The 15,750-nt window shown below is 75.0% G+C and carries 14 protein-coding genes; 10 read left to right on the plus strand and 4 right to left on the minus strand.

The window, feature by feature from the left end:
• Positions 1–68 precede the first annotated feature (68 nt).
• Together DRB96_RS43155 and DRB96_RS23570 are read left to right on the plus strand one after the other, a co-directional pair.
• Complete coding sequence (locus DRB96_RS43155) at positions 69–1,451, plus strand: hypothetical protein (RefSeq protein WP_112463771.1); 1,383 nt, start codon at positions 69–71, stop codon at positions 1,449–1,451.
• 367 nt (positions 1,452–1,818) lie between these two features.
• Positions 1,819–2,676 carry a sulfurtransferase gene (locus tag DRB96_RS23570; protein WP_112450253.1) on the plus strand — a complete coding sequence of 286 codons (858 nt, stop codon included), beginning with the start codon at positions 1,819–1,821 and terminating at the stop codon, positions 2,674–2,676.
• Positions 2,677–2,688: 12 nt separating this feature from the next.
• Here the strand turns inward: DRB96_RS23570 and DRB96_RS23575 are convergent, their stop codons facing one another.
• On the minus strand, positions 2,689–3,072 hold the full coding sequence (locus DRB96_RS23575; protein WP_112450254.1) for a VOC family protein: 384 nt from the start codon (positions 3,070–3,072) through the stop codon (positions 2,689–2,691).
• A 104-nt stretch (positions 3,073–3,176) separates the two neighbouring features.
• Between DRB96_RS23575 and DRB96_RS23580 the strand changes: the two genes are divergently transcribed.
• The gene (locus tag DRB96_RS23580) at positions 3,177–3,947 is read left to right on the plus strand and encodes a DUF4097 family beta strand repeat-containing protein (RefSeq protein WP_112450255.1); all 771 of its coding nucleotides are present in this window, start codon (positions 3,177–3,179) and stop codon (positions 3,945–3,947) included.
• Between the two features lie 53 nt (positions 3,948–4,000).
• Here the strand turns inward: DRB96_RS23580 and DRB96_RS23585 are convergent, their stop codons facing one another.
• The gene (locus DRB96_RS23585; protein WP_112450256.1) at positions 4,001–4,414 is read right to left on the minus strand and encodes a DUF4259 domain-containing protein; all 414 of its coding nucleotides are present in this window, start codon (positions 4,412–4,414) and stop codon (positions 4,001–4,003) included.
• Between the two features lie 195 nt (positions 4,415–4,609).
• On the opposite strand from DRB96_RS23585, the gene lon reads away from it, so the two are divergent.
• Both lon and DRB96_RS23600 read left to right on the plus strand, forming a co-directional pair.
• Complete coding sequence (gene lon / locus DRB96_RS23595) at positions 4,610–7,006, plus strand: endopeptidase La (RefSeq protein WP_112450257.1); 2,397 nt, start codon at positions 4,610–4,612, stop codon at positions 7,004–7,006.
• A gap of 290 nt (positions 7,007–7,296) precedes the next feature.
• Positions 7,297–7,737 carry a MarR family transcriptional regulator gene (locus DRB96_RS23600; RefSeq protein WP_112450258.1) on the plus strand — a complete coding sequence of 147 codons (441 nt, stop codon included), beginning with the start codon at positions 7,297–7,299 and terminating at the stop codon, positions 7,735–7,737.
• A 76-nt stretch (positions 7,738–7,813) separates the two neighbouring features.
• Here the strand turns inward: DRB96_RS23600 and DRB96_RS23605 are convergent, their stop codons facing one another.
• Positions 7,814–8,587: a protein phosphatase 2C domain-containing protein gene (locus tag DRB96_RS23605; RefSeq protein WP_112450259.1), complete on the minus strand. Its 774-nt coding sequence runs from the start codon at positions 8,585–8,587 to the stop codon at positions 7,814–7,816.
• 415 nt (positions 8,588–9,002) lie between these two features.
• Between DRB96_RS23605 and DRB96_RS23610 the strand changes: the two genes are divergently transcribed.
• Genes DRB96_RS23610 through DRB96_RS23630 form a run of 5 tightly spaced genes read left to right on the plus strand, consistent with a single transcriptional unit; the run spans position 9,003 to position 14,511 of the window.
• Positions 9,003–11,777, plus strand: coding sequence for a nitrate- and nitrite sensing domain-containing protein (locus tag DRB96_RS23610; protein WP_112450260.1), 2,775 nt, complete (start codon positions 9,003–9,005; stop codon positions 11,775–11,777).
• Complete coding sequence (locus tag DRB96_RS23615; protein WP_112450261.1) at positions 11,774–12,253, plus strand: roadblock/LC7 domain-containing protein; 480 nt, start codon at positions 11,774–11,776, stop codon at positions 12,251–12,253. Before DRB96_RS23610 ends, DRB96_RS23615 begins: the two co-directional genes overlap by 4 nt.
• Positions 12,250–12,639 carry a DUF742 domain-containing protein gene (locus tag DRB96_RS23620; RefSeq protein ID WP_112450262.1) on the plus strand — a complete coding sequence of 130 codons (390 nt, stop codon included), beginning with the start codon at positions 12,250–12,252 and terminating at the stop codon, positions 12,637–12,639. Before DRB96_RS23615 ends, DRB96_RS23620 begins: the two co-directional genes overlap by 4 nt.
• Complete coding sequence (locus DRB96_RS23625; protein ID WP_112450263.1) at positions 12,620–13,249, plus strand: ATP/GTP-binding protein; 630 nt, start codon at positions 12,620–12,622, stop codon at positions 13,247–13,249. Before DRB96_RS23620 ends, DRB96_RS23625 begins: the two co-directional genes overlap by 20 nt.
• Positions 13,250–13,260: 11 nt before the next feature.
• A complete protein-coding gene (locus DRB96_RS23630) occupies positions 13,261–14,511 on the plus strand; it encodes a styrene monooxygenase/indole monooxygenase family protein (RefSeq protein ID WP_112450264.1) in 1,251 nt (416 codons plus the stop codon).
• Here the strand turns inward: DRB96_RS23630 and DRB96_RS23635 are convergent.
• Complete coding sequence (locus tag DRB96_RS23635) at positions 14,472–15,722, minus strand: C40 family peptidase (RefSeq protein ID WP_112450265.1); 1,251 nt, start codon at positions 15,720–15,722, stop codon at positions 14,472–14,474. The genes DRB96_RS23630 and DRB96_RS23635 overlap by 40 nt on opposite strands.
• Between the last annotated feature and the right edge of the window lie 28 nt (positions 15,723–15,750).

Raw genomic sequence — 15,750 nt, forward strand, 5'->3', positions numbered from 1 at the left:
CTTGGCGCTGGCTGCCGCCGCTGACCGCCGTCGTCCTCGGCCTCTGGGGCCTCTCGCGCGGCGGATCCATGTGGCGCGACGAGTCCGTCACCTGGCAGGTCGCGCACCGGCCGCTCGGCGGGCTGTGGGAACTGCTCGGCCAGGTCGACGCCGTGCACGGCCTCTACTACCTGCTCATGCACGCGGTCTTCGCCCTGTCGGGCACCGGAGCCGACGGCACCGGCCTCTGGGCCCTGCGCCTGCCGTCCGTCGCCGCCACCGCCCTGGCGGCGGCGGGCGTGTCCGCGATCGCCCACCGGCTGGCGGGCGGGGACGGCGCTGCCGCTGCCGCTGCCGCTGCCGGTGCCGGTGCCGGTGCCGGTGCCGGTGCCCGGGCCGACGGCGCCGCCCGGGCCGCGGGGTCCGGGCGGGCCGGGCGGGCCGCGCTGTTCGCCGGGACGGTGTACGCCGTGCTGCCGCCCGTACAGATGTACGCCCAGGAGGGGCGCTCGTACGCACTGGTCGCCGCGGCCGTCGTCTGGGCGACGTACCTGATGCTGCGCGAGCGGTGGGCCGCCTACGCCGTCGTGCTCCTGCTGGGCTGCTGGCTGCACGAGTTCGCCGTACTGGCCCTGCCCGCGCACGCGTGCACCGCCTGGCGCTCGCGCGGCTGGCGGTTCGCCGCCGGGGCCGTGGCGGCCGGGCTGCTGCCGCTCGCCCTGGTCAGCGCGCGCCAGGCGCAGCAGCAGCTGGGCTGGCTCGGGCGGCCGTCCTGGCAGGACTGGGCGGCGTACGGGGTGCTCGCGGCCGCCGCGCTGCTCCTCGCCCGGGGGGCCGCCCGGGAACCCGTGCGGGTCGCGCTGCCGCTGGCCCTGCTGCCGCCCGGGCTGCTGCTGGCGGTCTCGCTGGTGCACCCCTGGTACGTCGACCGGTACGTCCTCTACGCGCTCGCCGGCCTCGCCCTCCTCGCGGGGGTGCGGCTCGCGGGCGCGCGCGGGCGGTGGCCGTGGCTGCTGGTCGTGGCCCTCCTCGTCCCCGCCGGGCTCTGGTCCGCGTGGCTGCGCACGCCGGAGAGCCGCAAGGACGACGTCCTCGCCGTGGCCGCGGCCGTGCGCGAGCGCGCGCGCCCGGGCGACGCGGTGGTGTTCCTCCCCTCGCGGCGGCGCGAATGGCTCCTGTCCTCGCCGGAGCTCTACGCGTCCCTGCGCGACATCGCGCTGTCCCGCGCCCCGGAGGCCTCGCGGAGCCTCCAGGGCGCGGAGCGGACGCCGGAGGAGATCCGCAAGGCCCTGCTGGACCCGCGCGTCGACCGGGTGGTGGCGCTGATGGACCCCGCGGACCAGCCGCTCGACGGGTACCCGGCGGAGGCGGTCAAGCGGCAGACGCTGGTCTCCTCCTTCGACCTGTGCTCGGTGACGGCCCTGCGCGGCGCCCGCGTGGCCCTCTTCGCCCGCCCGGGCGACTGCCCCTAGGCGTCTCTTTCGGATCTTGTCGGCCGAGCCCGCGGCGTCTGGTGCCGTGCCTGGCAAGGCGGAGGGGCGATGCGTGTCCTGGACGTGCTCGGGCGTCCCGACAACGCGGCCAGGCGCGGTGCCAGGCGTCGCGGGCCCGGCAAGATCCGAAAGAGCCGGCCTAGTGCTGTGACCGGGAAGGTCCACCGGGTCGCGGCGCCCGGCACGGCAAACCTTCCCGGCCACAGCACTAGACCGCCGGGCCGGCGGCTCGACCCGCCCTCCGGGCCGGTCGGGGCGGGCGGACCGGGGCGGGCGGACCGGGCGTAGGAGGATGGGGCCAGGGGGGCCGGTCGTCGGGCCCGTGGAACCGTGTCGGAGGCGCCGTATGGCCGCAGTTCGTTCCCGTTCGCTCACCCCGCCGGGGCCGCTCGTCGGCGGCGACTGGCTCGCGGAGCGCCTCGGGACGCCCGGGCTGGTCGTCTTCGACGCCTCCGTCGGAGCCCACCGCGACGCGGACCGGCGCATCCCGGGCGCGCGCCCCTTCGACCTCGACGGAGCCCTGTCCGACCACGACGCCGCAGCCCCGCACACCATGCCGGGCGCGGCGCAGTTCACCGAGGCCGTTCGGGCCCTCGGCGTCGACGACACCAGCACGGTCGTCGCGTACGACGGCGCCGGCGTCTACTCCAGCGCCCGCGCCTGGTGGATGCTGCGCGCCATGGGCTTCGACCGCGTCGCCGTCCTCGACGGCGGGCTGCCCGCGTGGCTCGCCGCCGGGCGGGCGGTGGAGGAGCGCGGACCGGCGTACGAGGGCCCCCGCGGCTCCTTCACGGCCCGGCCCCGAGCCGGGATGCTGGTGGACGCGGACGCCGTGTCGGCGGCGCTGGCCGACCCGGCCGCCGCCGTGCTCGACGCCCGCACCCGCGAACGTTTCGCCGGCACCGCCCCCGAACCCCGCCCGGGCCTGCGCGGCGGCCACATGCCGGGCGCGGTCAGCCTCCCCTTCGGCGAACTCCAGGGCCCCGACGGCCTGATGCGCCCGGCCGCCGAACTCCGTACGGCCTTCGGGGCGGCGGCGGGGGAGCGGGAGCGGCTCTACTTCAGCTGTGGGTCGGGCGTCACCGCCTGTGTCCTCGCCCTCGGCGCGGACCTCGCCGGCTACCGGCAACTGGCGGTGTACGACGGCTCCTGGAGCGAGTGGGGCGTACCGTCCCCGGACCGGCCCGTCGTTCAGGGAGCCTAGGAGCCTAGGAGCCTAGACCGGCCGGACGCGGGTGCGCAGGAGGCAGAACTCGTTGCCCTCCGGGTCGGCCAGGACGTGCCAGCTCTCGGTGCCGCTCTGGCCGATGTCGGCCGGCTCGGCCCCCAGGGCGAGCAGCCGCTCCAGCTCGGCGTCCTGGTCGCGGTCGGTGGCGCTGACGTCGATGTGCAGACGGAGCTTCGCGGGCCGCGGATCGCTGCTGGGGCTGAGGACGAGCGTGGGCTGCGGGCCGCCGAAGCCGACGCCGGGCGGGCCGATCTCGATGCTTCCGTCGTCCTCCCGGCCGAGCTCGACGTAGCCGAGGACCCCGCTCCAGAACGCGGCGAGCCCCTCGGGGTCCGCGGCGTCGATGACCAGTTCGCTGATGCGGCATACCATGCCCGCGAGTGTACGGAGCGACCCCGCTCCCGGGGGTTAACCCCACCGGGATCCGGGCACCGGCACCATGCCGCGCGGCCGTCCGGAACGGCACGATCTCAGACATGACGACGAAGACGAGTGCGCGCACCTCGACCGCCACCGCTGCCTGGACCGCCGCCGCACTCGCCGCGGGGCTGCTGCTCACCGGGTGCCAGATCGGGTCCCTCACCGAGCAGCGCAAGACGGTGACGGCCGACACCGAAGTGACCGAGGCCGTCAGGGCCGTCGACGTGTCGGACGCCCGCAGCGGCTCCATCGAGGTGACCGCCGGGAGCGGCCCGGGCGTCGTCGTCCGCCGGACCGTGCGCTACCGGGGCGACGCCGTCCCCGAGCCCGCCCAGCGGGTCGCCGACGGAGTGCTGACCCTCACCAACGGAAGCTGCTCCGGCCGGTGTTCGATCGACTACCGGCTCGAAGTGCCGGCCACCGCCACGGTCCGGCTCGACGGCAGCAGCGGCCGCGTCACGGTCTCGGGGGTGGCCGCGGCGGACGTCGAGACCTCTTCCGGCGACGTCCGGGCGGACCGGATCGCCGGGGCGCTGAAGATCCGTACGTCCTCGGGCGAGATCACCGCCGAGGGCCTGGCCGGACCGGGCGCGGACGCCCGCTCCGGTTCCGGCGACGTGCGGCTGGCCTTCGTGAAGGCCCCGTCCTCGGTCGCGGTGGAAACCGGCTCGGGCGAGGCCTGGTTGAGCCTTCCTCCGGCCCCGTACGCGCTCGACGTCTCCACCGCCTCCGGAGAGCGCGACATCACCCTCCCCGCGGACCCGTCCGCGACCGCCCGCCTCGCGGTGAAGACGTCCTCGGGCGACATCCGGATCTCGGCCGCCTGATCCCGGCCGCCTGATCCCGGCCGGCGGCCGGAGCCGCGCCGCGCCGCGGCGGGTCAGGCCGGCGGCGGGGGCAGCAGCGGGGTGCGGAGCCGGGCTATCGTCTCGCGCCACGGGCCGGCCTCGTCGGTCTCGGACCAGAGCTCCAGGAGCTCGGAGGGTTCGGTGACCACCCGGTCGAGGGCCCGGAGGGCGAGTTCGCGCAGGTCGTCGGGGAGCCGGGGGACGGGCAGGTCCGGGCCGTAGGGGGTGGTCACCGGCTCGCCTGGGGGGCATTGCGCGCAGACCAGGGCCGCCGCGGCGACCGCCTCCGCCGCGATGTCGGAGTCGAGGTCGTCCCGCGTGTCGATCGCGGACAGCAGGGCCCTGCGGATGACGGCCTCCCGCTCGCCTTCGGGAGCCTCGTCGAGCTCGCCGGAGAAGTCCGCGGCGGTGTCGTTGTCGAAGGGGCCGATGTCCCAGGTGCCCATGTGAACCTCCTGCTCGTGGTCGTGTCCGGGCATCGTGCCCGCCGCCACTGACAACGCCCGCCCGACCCCGCCCCGCGGCCCGCCGCGGCGACCGCCCCGCAGGTGTTCGCCCCGGGCGAACGGGTGTTGGGGAACATCGGGGCGCGCACATGCATTGAGTCGGCATAGCTCAACTTCACTGCCGGAGGGAAGATCATGGCTTCGACGTCCGTTCCGCTCACCCTGCCCGTGCTGCCGCTCGACGACGAGGTCGTGCTGCCGGGGATGGTCGTTCCGCTGGATCTGTCCGATGCCGAGGTACGAGGGGCCGTGGAGGCCGCGCAGGCCGCCGCAGGGACGGGGAAGCCGAAGGTGCTGCTCGTGCCGCGGGTCGACGGGAAGTACGCCGGGACCGGCGTGCTGGGCACCGTCGAGCAGGTCGGACGGCTCTCGGACGGCGATCCGGGTGCGCTGATCCGGGGGCGCGGCCGGGTCCGGATCGGCGCCGGGACCACCGGGCCCGGGGCCGCGCTCTGGGTCGAGGGCCAGAGCGTGGACGAGGCCGTCCCCGATCCGCTGCCCGGGGCCGTCACCGAGCTCGTCAAGGAGTACAAGGCGCTCGCCACCAGCTGGCTCAAGAAGCGCGGGGCCTGGCAGGTGGTGGACCGGGTGCAGCAGATCGAAGGGGTGGGCGCCCTCGCGGACAACTCCGGATACTCGCCCTTCCTGACCGTGGCCCAGAAGGTCGAACTGCTGGAGACCGCCGACCCGGTGGCGCGGCTCAGGCTCGCGGTCAAGGCGCTCAGCGACCACCTCGCCGAGCAGGACGTCGCCGAGTCCATCGCCAAGGACGTCCAGGACGGCGTCGACAAGCAGCAGCGGGAGTTCCTGCTCAAGCGCCAGCTGGAGGCCGTGCGCAAGGAACTGCGCGAGCTGGGCGGGGAGAAGGAGGGCGAGGAGTCCGACGACTACCGGGCCCGCGTCGAGGCCGCCGACCTGCCCGAGAAGGTCCGGGAGGCCGCGCTCAAGGAGGTCGACAAGCTGGAGCGCTCCAGCGACCAGTCCCCCGAGGGGTCCTGGATCCGGACCTGGCTGGACACCGTCCTCGAACTGCCCTGGAACGAGCGGACCGAGGACGCGTACGACATCCGGGGCGCCCGCGCCGTCCTGGACGCGGAGCACGCCGGGCTGAGCGACGTGAAGGACCGGATCACCGAGTACCTGGCGGTCCGCAAGCGCCGCTCCGAGCGCGGCATGGGCGTCGTCGGCGGACGCAGGGGCGGCGCGGTGCTCGCGCTCGTGGGCCCGCCCGGGGTGGGCAAGACCTCCCTCGGTGAGTCCGTCGCGCACGCCATGGGGCGCAAGTTCGTCCGCGTGGCCCTCGGCGGCGTACGGGACGAGGCCGAGGTCCGCGGACACCGGCGTACGTACGTGGGCGCGCTGCCCGGCCGGATCGTCCGGGCGATCAAGGAGGCCGGGTCCATGAACCCGGTCGTCCTGCTCGACGAGATCGACAAGGTGGGCTCCGACTTCCGCGGGGACCCGGCGGCGGCGCTGCTGGAGGTCCTCGACCCGGCCCAGAACCACACCTTCCGGGACCACTACCTGGAGGTGGAGCTGGACTTGAGCGACGTGGTGTTCCTCGCGACGGCGAACGTGCTGGAGGCCATCCCCGAGGCGCTCGCCGACCGCATGGAACTGGTGCGCCTCGACGGCTACACCGAGGACGAGAAGGTCGTCATCGCCCGCGACCACCTGCTGCCCCGTCAGCTGGAGCGGGCCGGCCTGGGCGCGGACGAAGTGGTCCTGGAGGAGGACGCGCTGCGCGGGCTGGCGGGGGAGTACACCCGCGAGGCCGGCGTGCGCACCCTGGAGCGGTCCATCGCCCGGCTGCTGCGCAAGGTGGCCTCCCAGCACGAGCTCGGGGAGCGGGAGCTGCCGTACCGGATCGGCGCCGGCGACCTGCGGGCGCTCATCGGACGGCCGCACCACGTGCCGGAGTCCGCGCAGGACCCGTCCGAGCGGCGCACCGCCGTGCCCGGCGTGGCCACCGGCCTCGCCGTGACCGGGGCCGGGGGCGACGTCCTGTTCGTCGAGGCCTCGCTGGCCGATCCCGAGACGGGCGCGGCCGGGCTCACGCTGACCGGCCAGCTCGGCGACGTGATGAAGGAGTCGGCGCAGATCGCGCTGAGCTTCCTGCGCTCGCACGGGGCCGAGCTGGAGCTGCCGGTCGCCGACCTGAAGGACCGGGGCGTGCACATCCACTTCCCGGCGGGCGCGGTGCCGAAGGACGGCCCGAGCGCGGGCATCACGATGACGACGGCGCTGGCCTCGCTGCTGTCCGGGCGCCAGGTGCGCACGGACGTGGCGATGACCGGCGAGGTCTCGCTGACCGGGCGGGTGCTGCCGATCGGCGGGGTCAAGCAGAAGCTGCTGGCCGCGCACCGGGCCGGGCTGACCACCGTCATCATCCCGAAGCGCAACGAGGCCGACCTGGACGACGTCCCGGCCGAGGTGCTGGAGGGGCTGGAGGTGCACCCGGTGACGGACGTGCGCCAGGTCCTGGAGCTGGCCCTCGTCGCGGCCGCGGTCCCGGTGGCCGCGGCCGCCTAGGCCGGCTCTTTCGGATCTTGCCGGGCCCGCGGCGTCTGGCACCGCGCCTGGCCGCGTTGTCGGGACGCCCGAGTACGTCCAGTACACGCAGCGCCCCTCCGCCTTGCCATGCACGGCACCAGACGCCGCGGGCTCGGCCGACAAGATCCGAAAGAGACGGCCTAGGGCGGGGCAGGGCCCGGGATTCCCCCCGGACTCCGTCCGGGGGGAATCCCGCGGCGGGGCCCCGGGCCCGCGGCGTACCCGCTGCGAAATACTGGTGCCCCACACACCACCGAAGGAGCCGGCCCGTGCACGGGAGCGAAGACCAGGAGTTCCTGGCCCTGGAGCGGGAGCTGTCGGTCTTGCTCCGGCGCGCCCGCGCGTCTTCCGGGGAGATGGCGCGCGCCCTGCACCCGGAGCTGGAACCGGCCGCGTACGGGCTCCTCGTGCGCCTGGAGGCCGCCGGGCGGCAGCGGGCGACCGAGCTCGCCGCGTACTTCGGGGTCGGCAAGGCCACCATGAGCCGGCAGCTGCGAGCCCTGGAGGACCTGGGCCTGCTGGCCCGCGAGCCGGACCCCGCGGACGGCCGGGCCTTCCTGGTCGGGCTCACGGAGGAGGGGCGGGACCGCTTCCTGCGCGTGCGGGGCGCCCGCCGCGAGCAGTACATGCGCAAGCTCGCGGACTGGGACCGCGGTGAAGTGGCGGAACTGGCCCGGCTGCTGAACCAGTTGAACACCGGCATGGAGTAGCCGAGCAGGGGAGTGGCGGGCGCGGAGCGGCCACCCCGGGCAGCCGCCGGCTCCCGGCAGCCGCCGCGCCCGCACCTCACAGCTCCGCGTACACCGCCGACGCGTCGTCGTGCCGCTTCCCGCGCCCGTGCGGGCGGCCGGGGTCCGCCTCCAGGGCCCGTACCCGCTCGATCAGCGCCTGGGCCCCCTCCTTGCGCAGGACCGCCAGGCACTGCGCCCAGTCGCCCTCTGCGAACGTCTCGGTCCACCGGCTCGCCCCGTCCGTGAGGGCCGCCACCGCCCGCACCCGCGAGCGCGGCGTGCGCCCGGTCACCGCGCGGGCCGCCACCGCCGGGTCCGCGGCGGCGGTGAAGAAGCCGCCCTCCGCGTTGCGCAGCAGGTCCGCCGAGGCCTGCGTGCGCAGCCGCTCGCGCGGGATCCGGTCCAGCCGGTCGTCGAGGACCGCGCTCACCTCGCCTCCGGGCGCCTGGAGGAGGAGTACGGAGTCCGAGAGCACCAGGTGCTCGACCCAGGACGCGTCCCACCGGACCACGACCACCGTCGCCTGCGGGGTCCGTACGTGAGAAAGGTCACAGGTGCCCCGATGGGCGTCGGCGGTGGCGCGGACGGCCTCCGCCAGGGCGAGATCGAGGGGCATGTCCCGGTGCGATCCGGACAGTTCGGTCAATCGGCCCCCGAGTCGGGCCGCGAACCACGGCACTCCGTGCGCGCATCCGACGTCGCCCGGCGGCGGGGTGACCCCGTCGAGGGCGACCAGGACCCCGCCGCCCGACGCGGGCACCGCGGCCGACACCCAGTCCTCGTTGGGGCGTTCCGGGTCGCCGGGGGCCGAAGCGAGATCGATGCGCATACGGGCATTCTGCCCGCGCGGGTCCCCGCGGCGGCGGGGCGGCCCGGCAAAAGTACGGACCAAGCGGGTGCGGGTGGGGCGGCAGACGATCCCTGCGGCCACTGGGGTGACCGCCGGTATGTGGGCGGGCATCCTGTCAAAAGCCGCATCGATCTTTCAACCACCTGTCCACGGACGCGCCCTGACACCAGGTCGCCGAGTTGGTCGCCAACTCCTCCGTGCTGTTCACTCCTTCGTGTGGCCGGGCGGGCGATGTGCGGCTCTCTCCCCAACTCACTGCGATGGTCTGAGGCGGTACGGCGGTACGACGCGGCGGTACAACCGGGGCGGGGGCGTTCACTCGTTGACCGGCCGAAACCTCGGCCACACGAGTAGACGAGCACGAGCAGCACACGTCACAGGATTGCGAGCACCGGTGCAGAAGAAGCGGCCTCGGAAGAACGGCACCGTCGCGAACGGCACCGCACCCGACGGCACCGCACCCGACCGACCGGGCTCCGAGGGCCCGGCCGCCGCGACCGCCCCCGCGCGACGCCGCGTCCGGGTGCGCAGCAGGCTGGTCGTCGGCGTCGCCGTGGCCGGGCTCGCCGTCCTCGCGGCCGGGGCGCCCGCGGTCGTCTCCGCCTCGGCGGACCTCAAGGACTCCCAGCAGCTGGTCACCCTCGCCGAGCAGAGCCGCCAGACCCTCACCCTCGCCCACCTGCTCGGCGACGAGCGCGACGCCGTCACCGAGTACGTGGCCAAGGGCCGCCCCGGCGGGCCCCAGGGCGCCCAGGCCGCGCTCCAGGAGCGCACGGCGGGCACCGACCGGCAGCTCGGCGAGGTCCGGTCCGACGCGGGCGAGGAGCTCGCCCGCGCGCTGGGCCGGGTCCGCGCCGTGCGCACCGAGGCCCTCGAAGGCAAGGGCAGCGCCCTCGCCGCCCACCAGGCCTACTCCGGCGTCATCGCCGAGGTCCTCGCACCGGGCGCCCGGCTCGTCGAACTGACCCCGCCGCGCGCCGGGGACGCCCTCGTCACCACCCGGCCGCTGGCCCCCCTCGGCCAGGCCGTGGAACAGGCCTCCGCCACCCGCGGACTGCTGCTCGCCGCGCTGGCCGTCCCCCGCGGCGAGCAGCCCCCCGGCGCCGCCGCCGTCGACGAGCTCACCGGCGCCGCCCAGCGGGCGCGCGTACGGGAGCAGGGCGCCCTCGAGGACTTCGCGCGGGCCGCGCGGCCCGACGTGCGCCAGACCCTCACCGCCACCGTCACCGGGCCCGAGGTCAAGACGGCCGACGACCACCTCAAGCGGCTCACCGACCGGCCGACCCTCTCCAGCGCCGACCGAAAGGTCGACGCCGGCACCGTCGGATCGGCCCTGACCGCCCGCGTCGACCGGATGCGCTCGGTCGAGGCCACCCTCGCCGGCCAGCGCGCCACCGCCCTCGCCGCGCTGCGGGACGACGACGTGACCGCGCTGGAGACCGTACTGGCCTTCCTCGGCGTGCTGTTCCTCGTCACCATCGGCGTCGCCACGGCCATCGCCCGCTCGCTGACCCGCCCGCTGTCGGTCCTGCGGCGCGGCGCGGCGCGGCTGGCGACGGCGGAGGGCTCGGTGGAACCGGTCCGCTTCACCGGCCGCGACGACGAGTTCGCCGAGGTCGTGCGCAACCTCAACGCGGTACGGGACCAGACGGTCTCCCTGCACACCCGGATCGCCGGGCTCGACGCCGACCGGCGCCGCATCATCGGCCGCAACGAGGCGCTCGCCACGGGCCGGGAAGCGCTGGAGGACGAGCTCTCGCAGCTGCGGGCGGGGCTGGAGGAGCACCGCCGCATCATGTCGACCACGTCCGTGTCGCTGTCCCTGCGGACCCTCGGGCTCGTCGAGCGGCAGCTCGCCGTCATCGAGGAGATGGAGTCCGAGGAACCGGATCCGGACCGGCTCTCCACCCTCTTCAAGCTCGACCACCTGGCGACGGTGATGCGCCGCCACAACGAGAACCTGCTCGTCCTCGCCGGCCAGGAGCACGGCCACGGCCAGGCCGCGGCGGTCCCGCTGGTCGACGTCATGCGGGCGGCAGTCAGCGAGATCGAGCGCTACGAGCGCGTCGAACTGGGGGCGCTGCCCTCGTACACGCAGGTCGCCGGGCACGCCGCCGACGACATCTCGCACGTGCTCGCGGAGCTGCTGGAGAACGCGACGACCTTCTCGCCGCCGGACGCCCGGGTGAAGGTGTCCGGCCGGCTGCTCGACTCCGGTGACGTGGTGCTGTCCGTCGAGGACGAGGGCATCGGGGTCACCGGCGACCGGCTGGCCGCGCTCAACGAGCGGCTCGCCACGCCCGAGGCGTACGACGAGGAGCCGGAGGCGGAACACGGCCTGGGCCTCGGCCTGTACGTGGCCGGCCGGCTCGCGGCCCGGCACGGCGTGAGCGCGGAGCTGCGCACGCTGCGGCACGGCGGTACGGAGGCGCTGGTCGTCGTACCGGCCGCGCTGCTGCCGGCCACCCCGCCGGCCTCGCCGGTGCACACCCTGGGCGCGCCGGGCGCGCCCGCGCTGCGGCTGCCCGGGATCATCGCCGAGGCCAACGAGAACGTGCTGCCCTCGCGGGTACGGGGCGCGGCCGCTCCCGCCGCCGCACCGGACCCGCAGGCTTCGGCCTGGCCGGAGCCGGGCTTCGAGCCCGAGCCGGTCCTTGAGCCGGAGCCGCGCTTCGAGCCGGAGCCTGCCCACGCTCCGGCGCCGGAGCCCGCCGCGGAGCTGCCGGCCCGGGCGGTCCCGGAGCCCGCACCGGCACCGGTGGCGTTCGCGCCCCCGCCCGGCCGGCTGCCGCCCACCGAGCAGGTGTTCCGGGTCCCGCCGCAGCAGGAGGCGCCCGCCGAGCCCACCGACGAGGAACTCACCGACAAGGGGCTCCCCAAGCGGACCCCCCGCGTGGTGGCCGCCGGCCGGGGAGGCGACGTACCCCCCGAGCCGCGCCGCGTGGACGCCGACGAACTGCGCCGGCGCCTCGGCGGGTTCTACCGGGGTGCCCAGGACGGACGGCGCGTCGTGGAGGCGGAGCTCGCCCAGGCCCCGCGCCAGGACCGGTGGCAGGGCGGACCGCAGGACGGACCGCAGGACGGACCGCACGACGGGCGACCGCAGGACCGACGGCAAGACCAGGGGCACACCGACCGGGGGGACACCGCACAGGAGGCACGCACATGACCGCGCCCAGTACGTACGGACTGAGCACCCAGGCCCGCAACCTTCAGTGGCTGCTGACCGACCTCGTCGAGGAGGTCCCCGGGGTCAACTCCGTGGCCGTCGTGTCCTCGGACGGGCTCCTGCTGCTCTCTTCCGACCCGGTCGCACCCGACACGCCCGCCGCCGCCCGCCCCAAGGGCCCGCGCGGCGCGTCCGCCGACCTCGCCACCATCGTCTCCGGCCTCGGCTCGCTCACCACGGGCGCGGCGGCGCTGATGGACGGCGGCTCGGTCAAGCAGACGATGGTGGCCATGGAGAACGGCTCCGTCTTCGTCATGTCCATCAGCGACGGCTCGCTCCTCGGCGTACACGCCGCGCCGGACTGCGACATGAGCGTCGTCGCCTACCACATGGCCTTGTTCGTGGGCCGCGCCGGCCACGTCCTGACCCCCGAAGTCCGCAGTGAGCTGCGCCAGTCGATGGAGAACACCCCGTGAGGAGTACGGCCTCCGACCGACTGCCGATACGCGGCGCCGACCGCCGCCCCGCCCGCGTGCGCCCGTACTCCCTCACGGGCGGCCGCACCCGCTTCACGCAGGTCCTGCAGGTCGAGACCTTCGTCGCCGCCCTCGACACCAGGGCCGGCGAGCCGCGGAAGCCCGACCGGATGCCCGAGATGCCGGCGATCGTCGAGATCTGCCGCCGCATGCGCACGATCGCCGAGATCGCCGCGCTGCTGAAGCTGCCGCTCGGTGTGGTCCGCGTCCTGGTCAGCGACCTCGCCGACCAGGGAAGGATCCGCGTCTACGGGACCGGGCACGGCTCCGGCCGCCCCGACCGCGCGCTGCTCGAAAGGGTGCTCAGTGGGCTCCGCCGTCTCTGAAACCGGCCTCTTCCCCCTGACCGGGGAAGAGCCCGCACAGGCCTGGCAGTACGACCGCTCGCGCGCGCCCGTCGCCGTGAAGGTGCTGGTGGCGGGCGGGTTCGGGGTGGGCAAGACCACCTTCGTCGGTTCCGTCTCCGAGATCGAACCGCTGCGCACCGAGGCGGTGATGACCGAGGCCAGCGTGCGGACCGACGACCTGACCGCGACCCCGGACAAGCACACCACCACCGTCGCCATGGACTTCGGCCGCGTCACGCTCGACGACGACCTCGTCCTGTACGTGTACGGGACCCCCGGCCAGGAGCGCTTCTGGTTCATGTGGGACGACCTGGCGCGCGGCGCCATCGGCGGGATCGTCCTCGCCGACACCCGCCGGCTGCGCGACTGCTTCCCCGCCCTGGACTACTTCGAGAGCTGCGGGCTGCCGTACGCCGTCGCCGTCAACCACTTCGAGGGCACCCGCTCGTACGAACCGGACGACGTGCGCGAGGCGCTGACCATACCCGCCCGCGTCCCCGTCGTGATCATGGACGCACGGCGCCGGGCCACGGTGGTGGAATCCCTGCTGACCCTCGTGGGCCATGCCCTCGACTCGACTCCCGAATAGAGAACGTGCAGATGCGCAAGATACTCGTCGTCGGCGCCGGCCAGTCCGGCCTCCAGCTCGCCCTCGGACTCCAGTCGAAGGGGTACGAGGTCACCCTCATGTCCAACCGGACGGCGGACGAGATCCGCACCGGGCGGGTCATGTCCACCCAGTGCATGTTCGACACGGCGCTCCAGCACGAGCGGGACCTCGAGCTGAACCTCTGGGAGCAGCAGGCCCCGAAGATCAAGGGCCTGGGCGTCTCCGTCGCCACACCCGACGCCGGCCGGGCCATCGACTGGCTCGGCAAGCTGAAGGGCCACGCCCAGTCCGTCGACCAGCGCGTGAAGATGTCCGGCTGGCTGGACACCTTCGCGCAGCGCGGCGGCCAGCTCGTCATCCACGGCGCGTCCGTCTCCGACCTCGACTTCTTCTCGCGCACCCACGACCTGGTGCTGGTCGCGGCCGGCAAGGGCGAGCTGGTCTCGCTGTTCGGCCGGGACGCCGCCCGCTCCCCGTACGACGCCCCGCAGCGCGCGCTCGCCGTCAGCTACGTGCACGGGCTCGGCCCGCGGCCCGAGCACCCCGAGACGGAGGCCGTGCGCTGCAACCTCGTCCCGGGCGTCGGAGAGCTGTTCGTCATGCCGACGCTGACCACCTCCGGCCGGGCCGACATCCTCTTCTGGGAGGGCGTCCCCGGCGGTCCGCTGGACGTGTTCAACGGCGTGCGGGACCCCGCCGAGCACCTGGCGCTGACGCTGGAGCTGATGGAGAGGTTCACGCCCTGGGAGTACGCGCGGGCGACGAAGGTGGAGCTGACGGACGCGGGTGCCACGCTCTCCGGCCGCTACGCGCCCGTCGTCCGCAACCCGATCGGCCGACTGCCCGGCGGCGGCCTGGTGCTGGGCGTCGCGGACGTGGTCGTCGCCAACGACCCGATCACCGGGCAGGGCTCGAACTCCGCCGCCAAGTGCGCGGCCTCGTACCTCTCGTCGATCCTCATGCACGGGGACAACCCGTTCGACGAGGCGTGGATGAAGGCCACCTTCGACAAGTACTGGTTCACCAGCGGCAAGCCCACCACCCAGTGGACCAACGCCATGCTCGGCGTCCCGCCGGAGCACGTGCTCAACCTGATCGGCGCGGCCGGGCAGCTCCAGCCGGTGGCGGACCGCTTCGCCAACGGCTTCGACAACCCGGCCGACTTCGACGCGTACTTCTACGACCCCGAGGACGCGGCCGACTACCTGGCGGAGGTCGCGGGAGCCTCGGCCTCCGAGTAGCCCGTGTCGTCACCGGCCGCCGCGGCCTCGGGCAGCGGCGGCGGGCTGAAGTCGGTCAGCGGCGCCCCGTCGGGGTCCGGCCGCACCGCGCCGAGCAGCGGGTTCGCGGCGATCGGCGAGACCTTGACCTTCGCGCCGGGCCGCGGCGCCTGGATCACCTTGCCGTCGCCGACGTACAGCGCCACGTGCGTGGCGGTCGGGAAGTACACCACCAGGTCGCCGGGGCGGAGCTCGTCGAGGGGCACCTTGGGCAGCTGGGCCCACTGCTCCTGACTGGTCCGGGGGATCGTGCGGCCCGCGTGGGCCCAGGCCTGCGAGGTCAGCCCGGAGCAGTCGAAGGAGGCCGGCCCCTCGGCGCCCCAGACGTACGGCTTCCCGATCTGGGCGGTCGCGTACGTCAGGGCCGTGCCGCCGGCCGCGGTGGGGGTGCGCGGCTGCGTGCCGAGCTTCCCCGAGTCGACCAGCTCCCGCTGCGCGGCGGCGGTGTCCGCGGCCTCCCGCGTGCCGATTTCGGTGAGCTGGGCGGGGGTCAGGGAGGCGAGCATCCGCTCGACCTCGGCCAGCCGGGCCGCGGCCTCGTCCTTGTGCTTCTTGGTGTCGGCGGCCAGCTTCTGCTCGGAGTCCAGGGCCTTGCGGGCGGCCGTGGCGAGGGTGTCCGCCTGCTGCTCGCCGCGGGTCAGCCGGTCCAGCGCGGCGGCCCGCCGACTGCCCTCGCGCTCCGCGATCCGGCGCTGGTCCAGGGCGCCCTGCGGGTCCGTGGCGAACAGCATCCGGGCGTACGGGGAGAAGCCCCGGGCCCCTCTGTACTGCTCGCGCGCGAGCCGGCCGGCGGTGGCCTGGGCGTCGGAGACGGCCGTACGGGCCTTGCCGAGCTCGGTGCTGAGCCGGCGCTCCTCGCCCTGGCGGGCGCTGAGGGCGGTCTCGGCGGCGTTGTAGGCCTCGGTGGCCTGCTCGGCCTGCTGGTAGAGGCCCTGCAGCCGGGTGACCAGGCCGCCGACCGACTCGACCGATGTGACCGACGCGACCGGCTCGCCGGGTGCGGCGGGTGCGGCGGGACTGCCGGGGGCCTCGGGCAGGGCGGGTGCTCCGGGTGTGCTGGGTGCTCCGGGTGTGCCGGGATCGGCGTGGGCGCCGGGGAACGGCCCCGCCGCGACGAGGGCCGCTGCGACGCAGGCGGCTCGAAGCAGCAGGCGCCGAGGTCGACGTGACATGGGGTCACCTCCAGGCGCCCGATGCTGC

This window comes from Streptomyces sp. ICC1, assembly GCF_003287935.1.
GTDB lineage: Bacteria > Actinomycetota > Actinomycetes > Streptomycetales > Streptomycetaceae > Streptomyces > Streptomyces tritrimontium.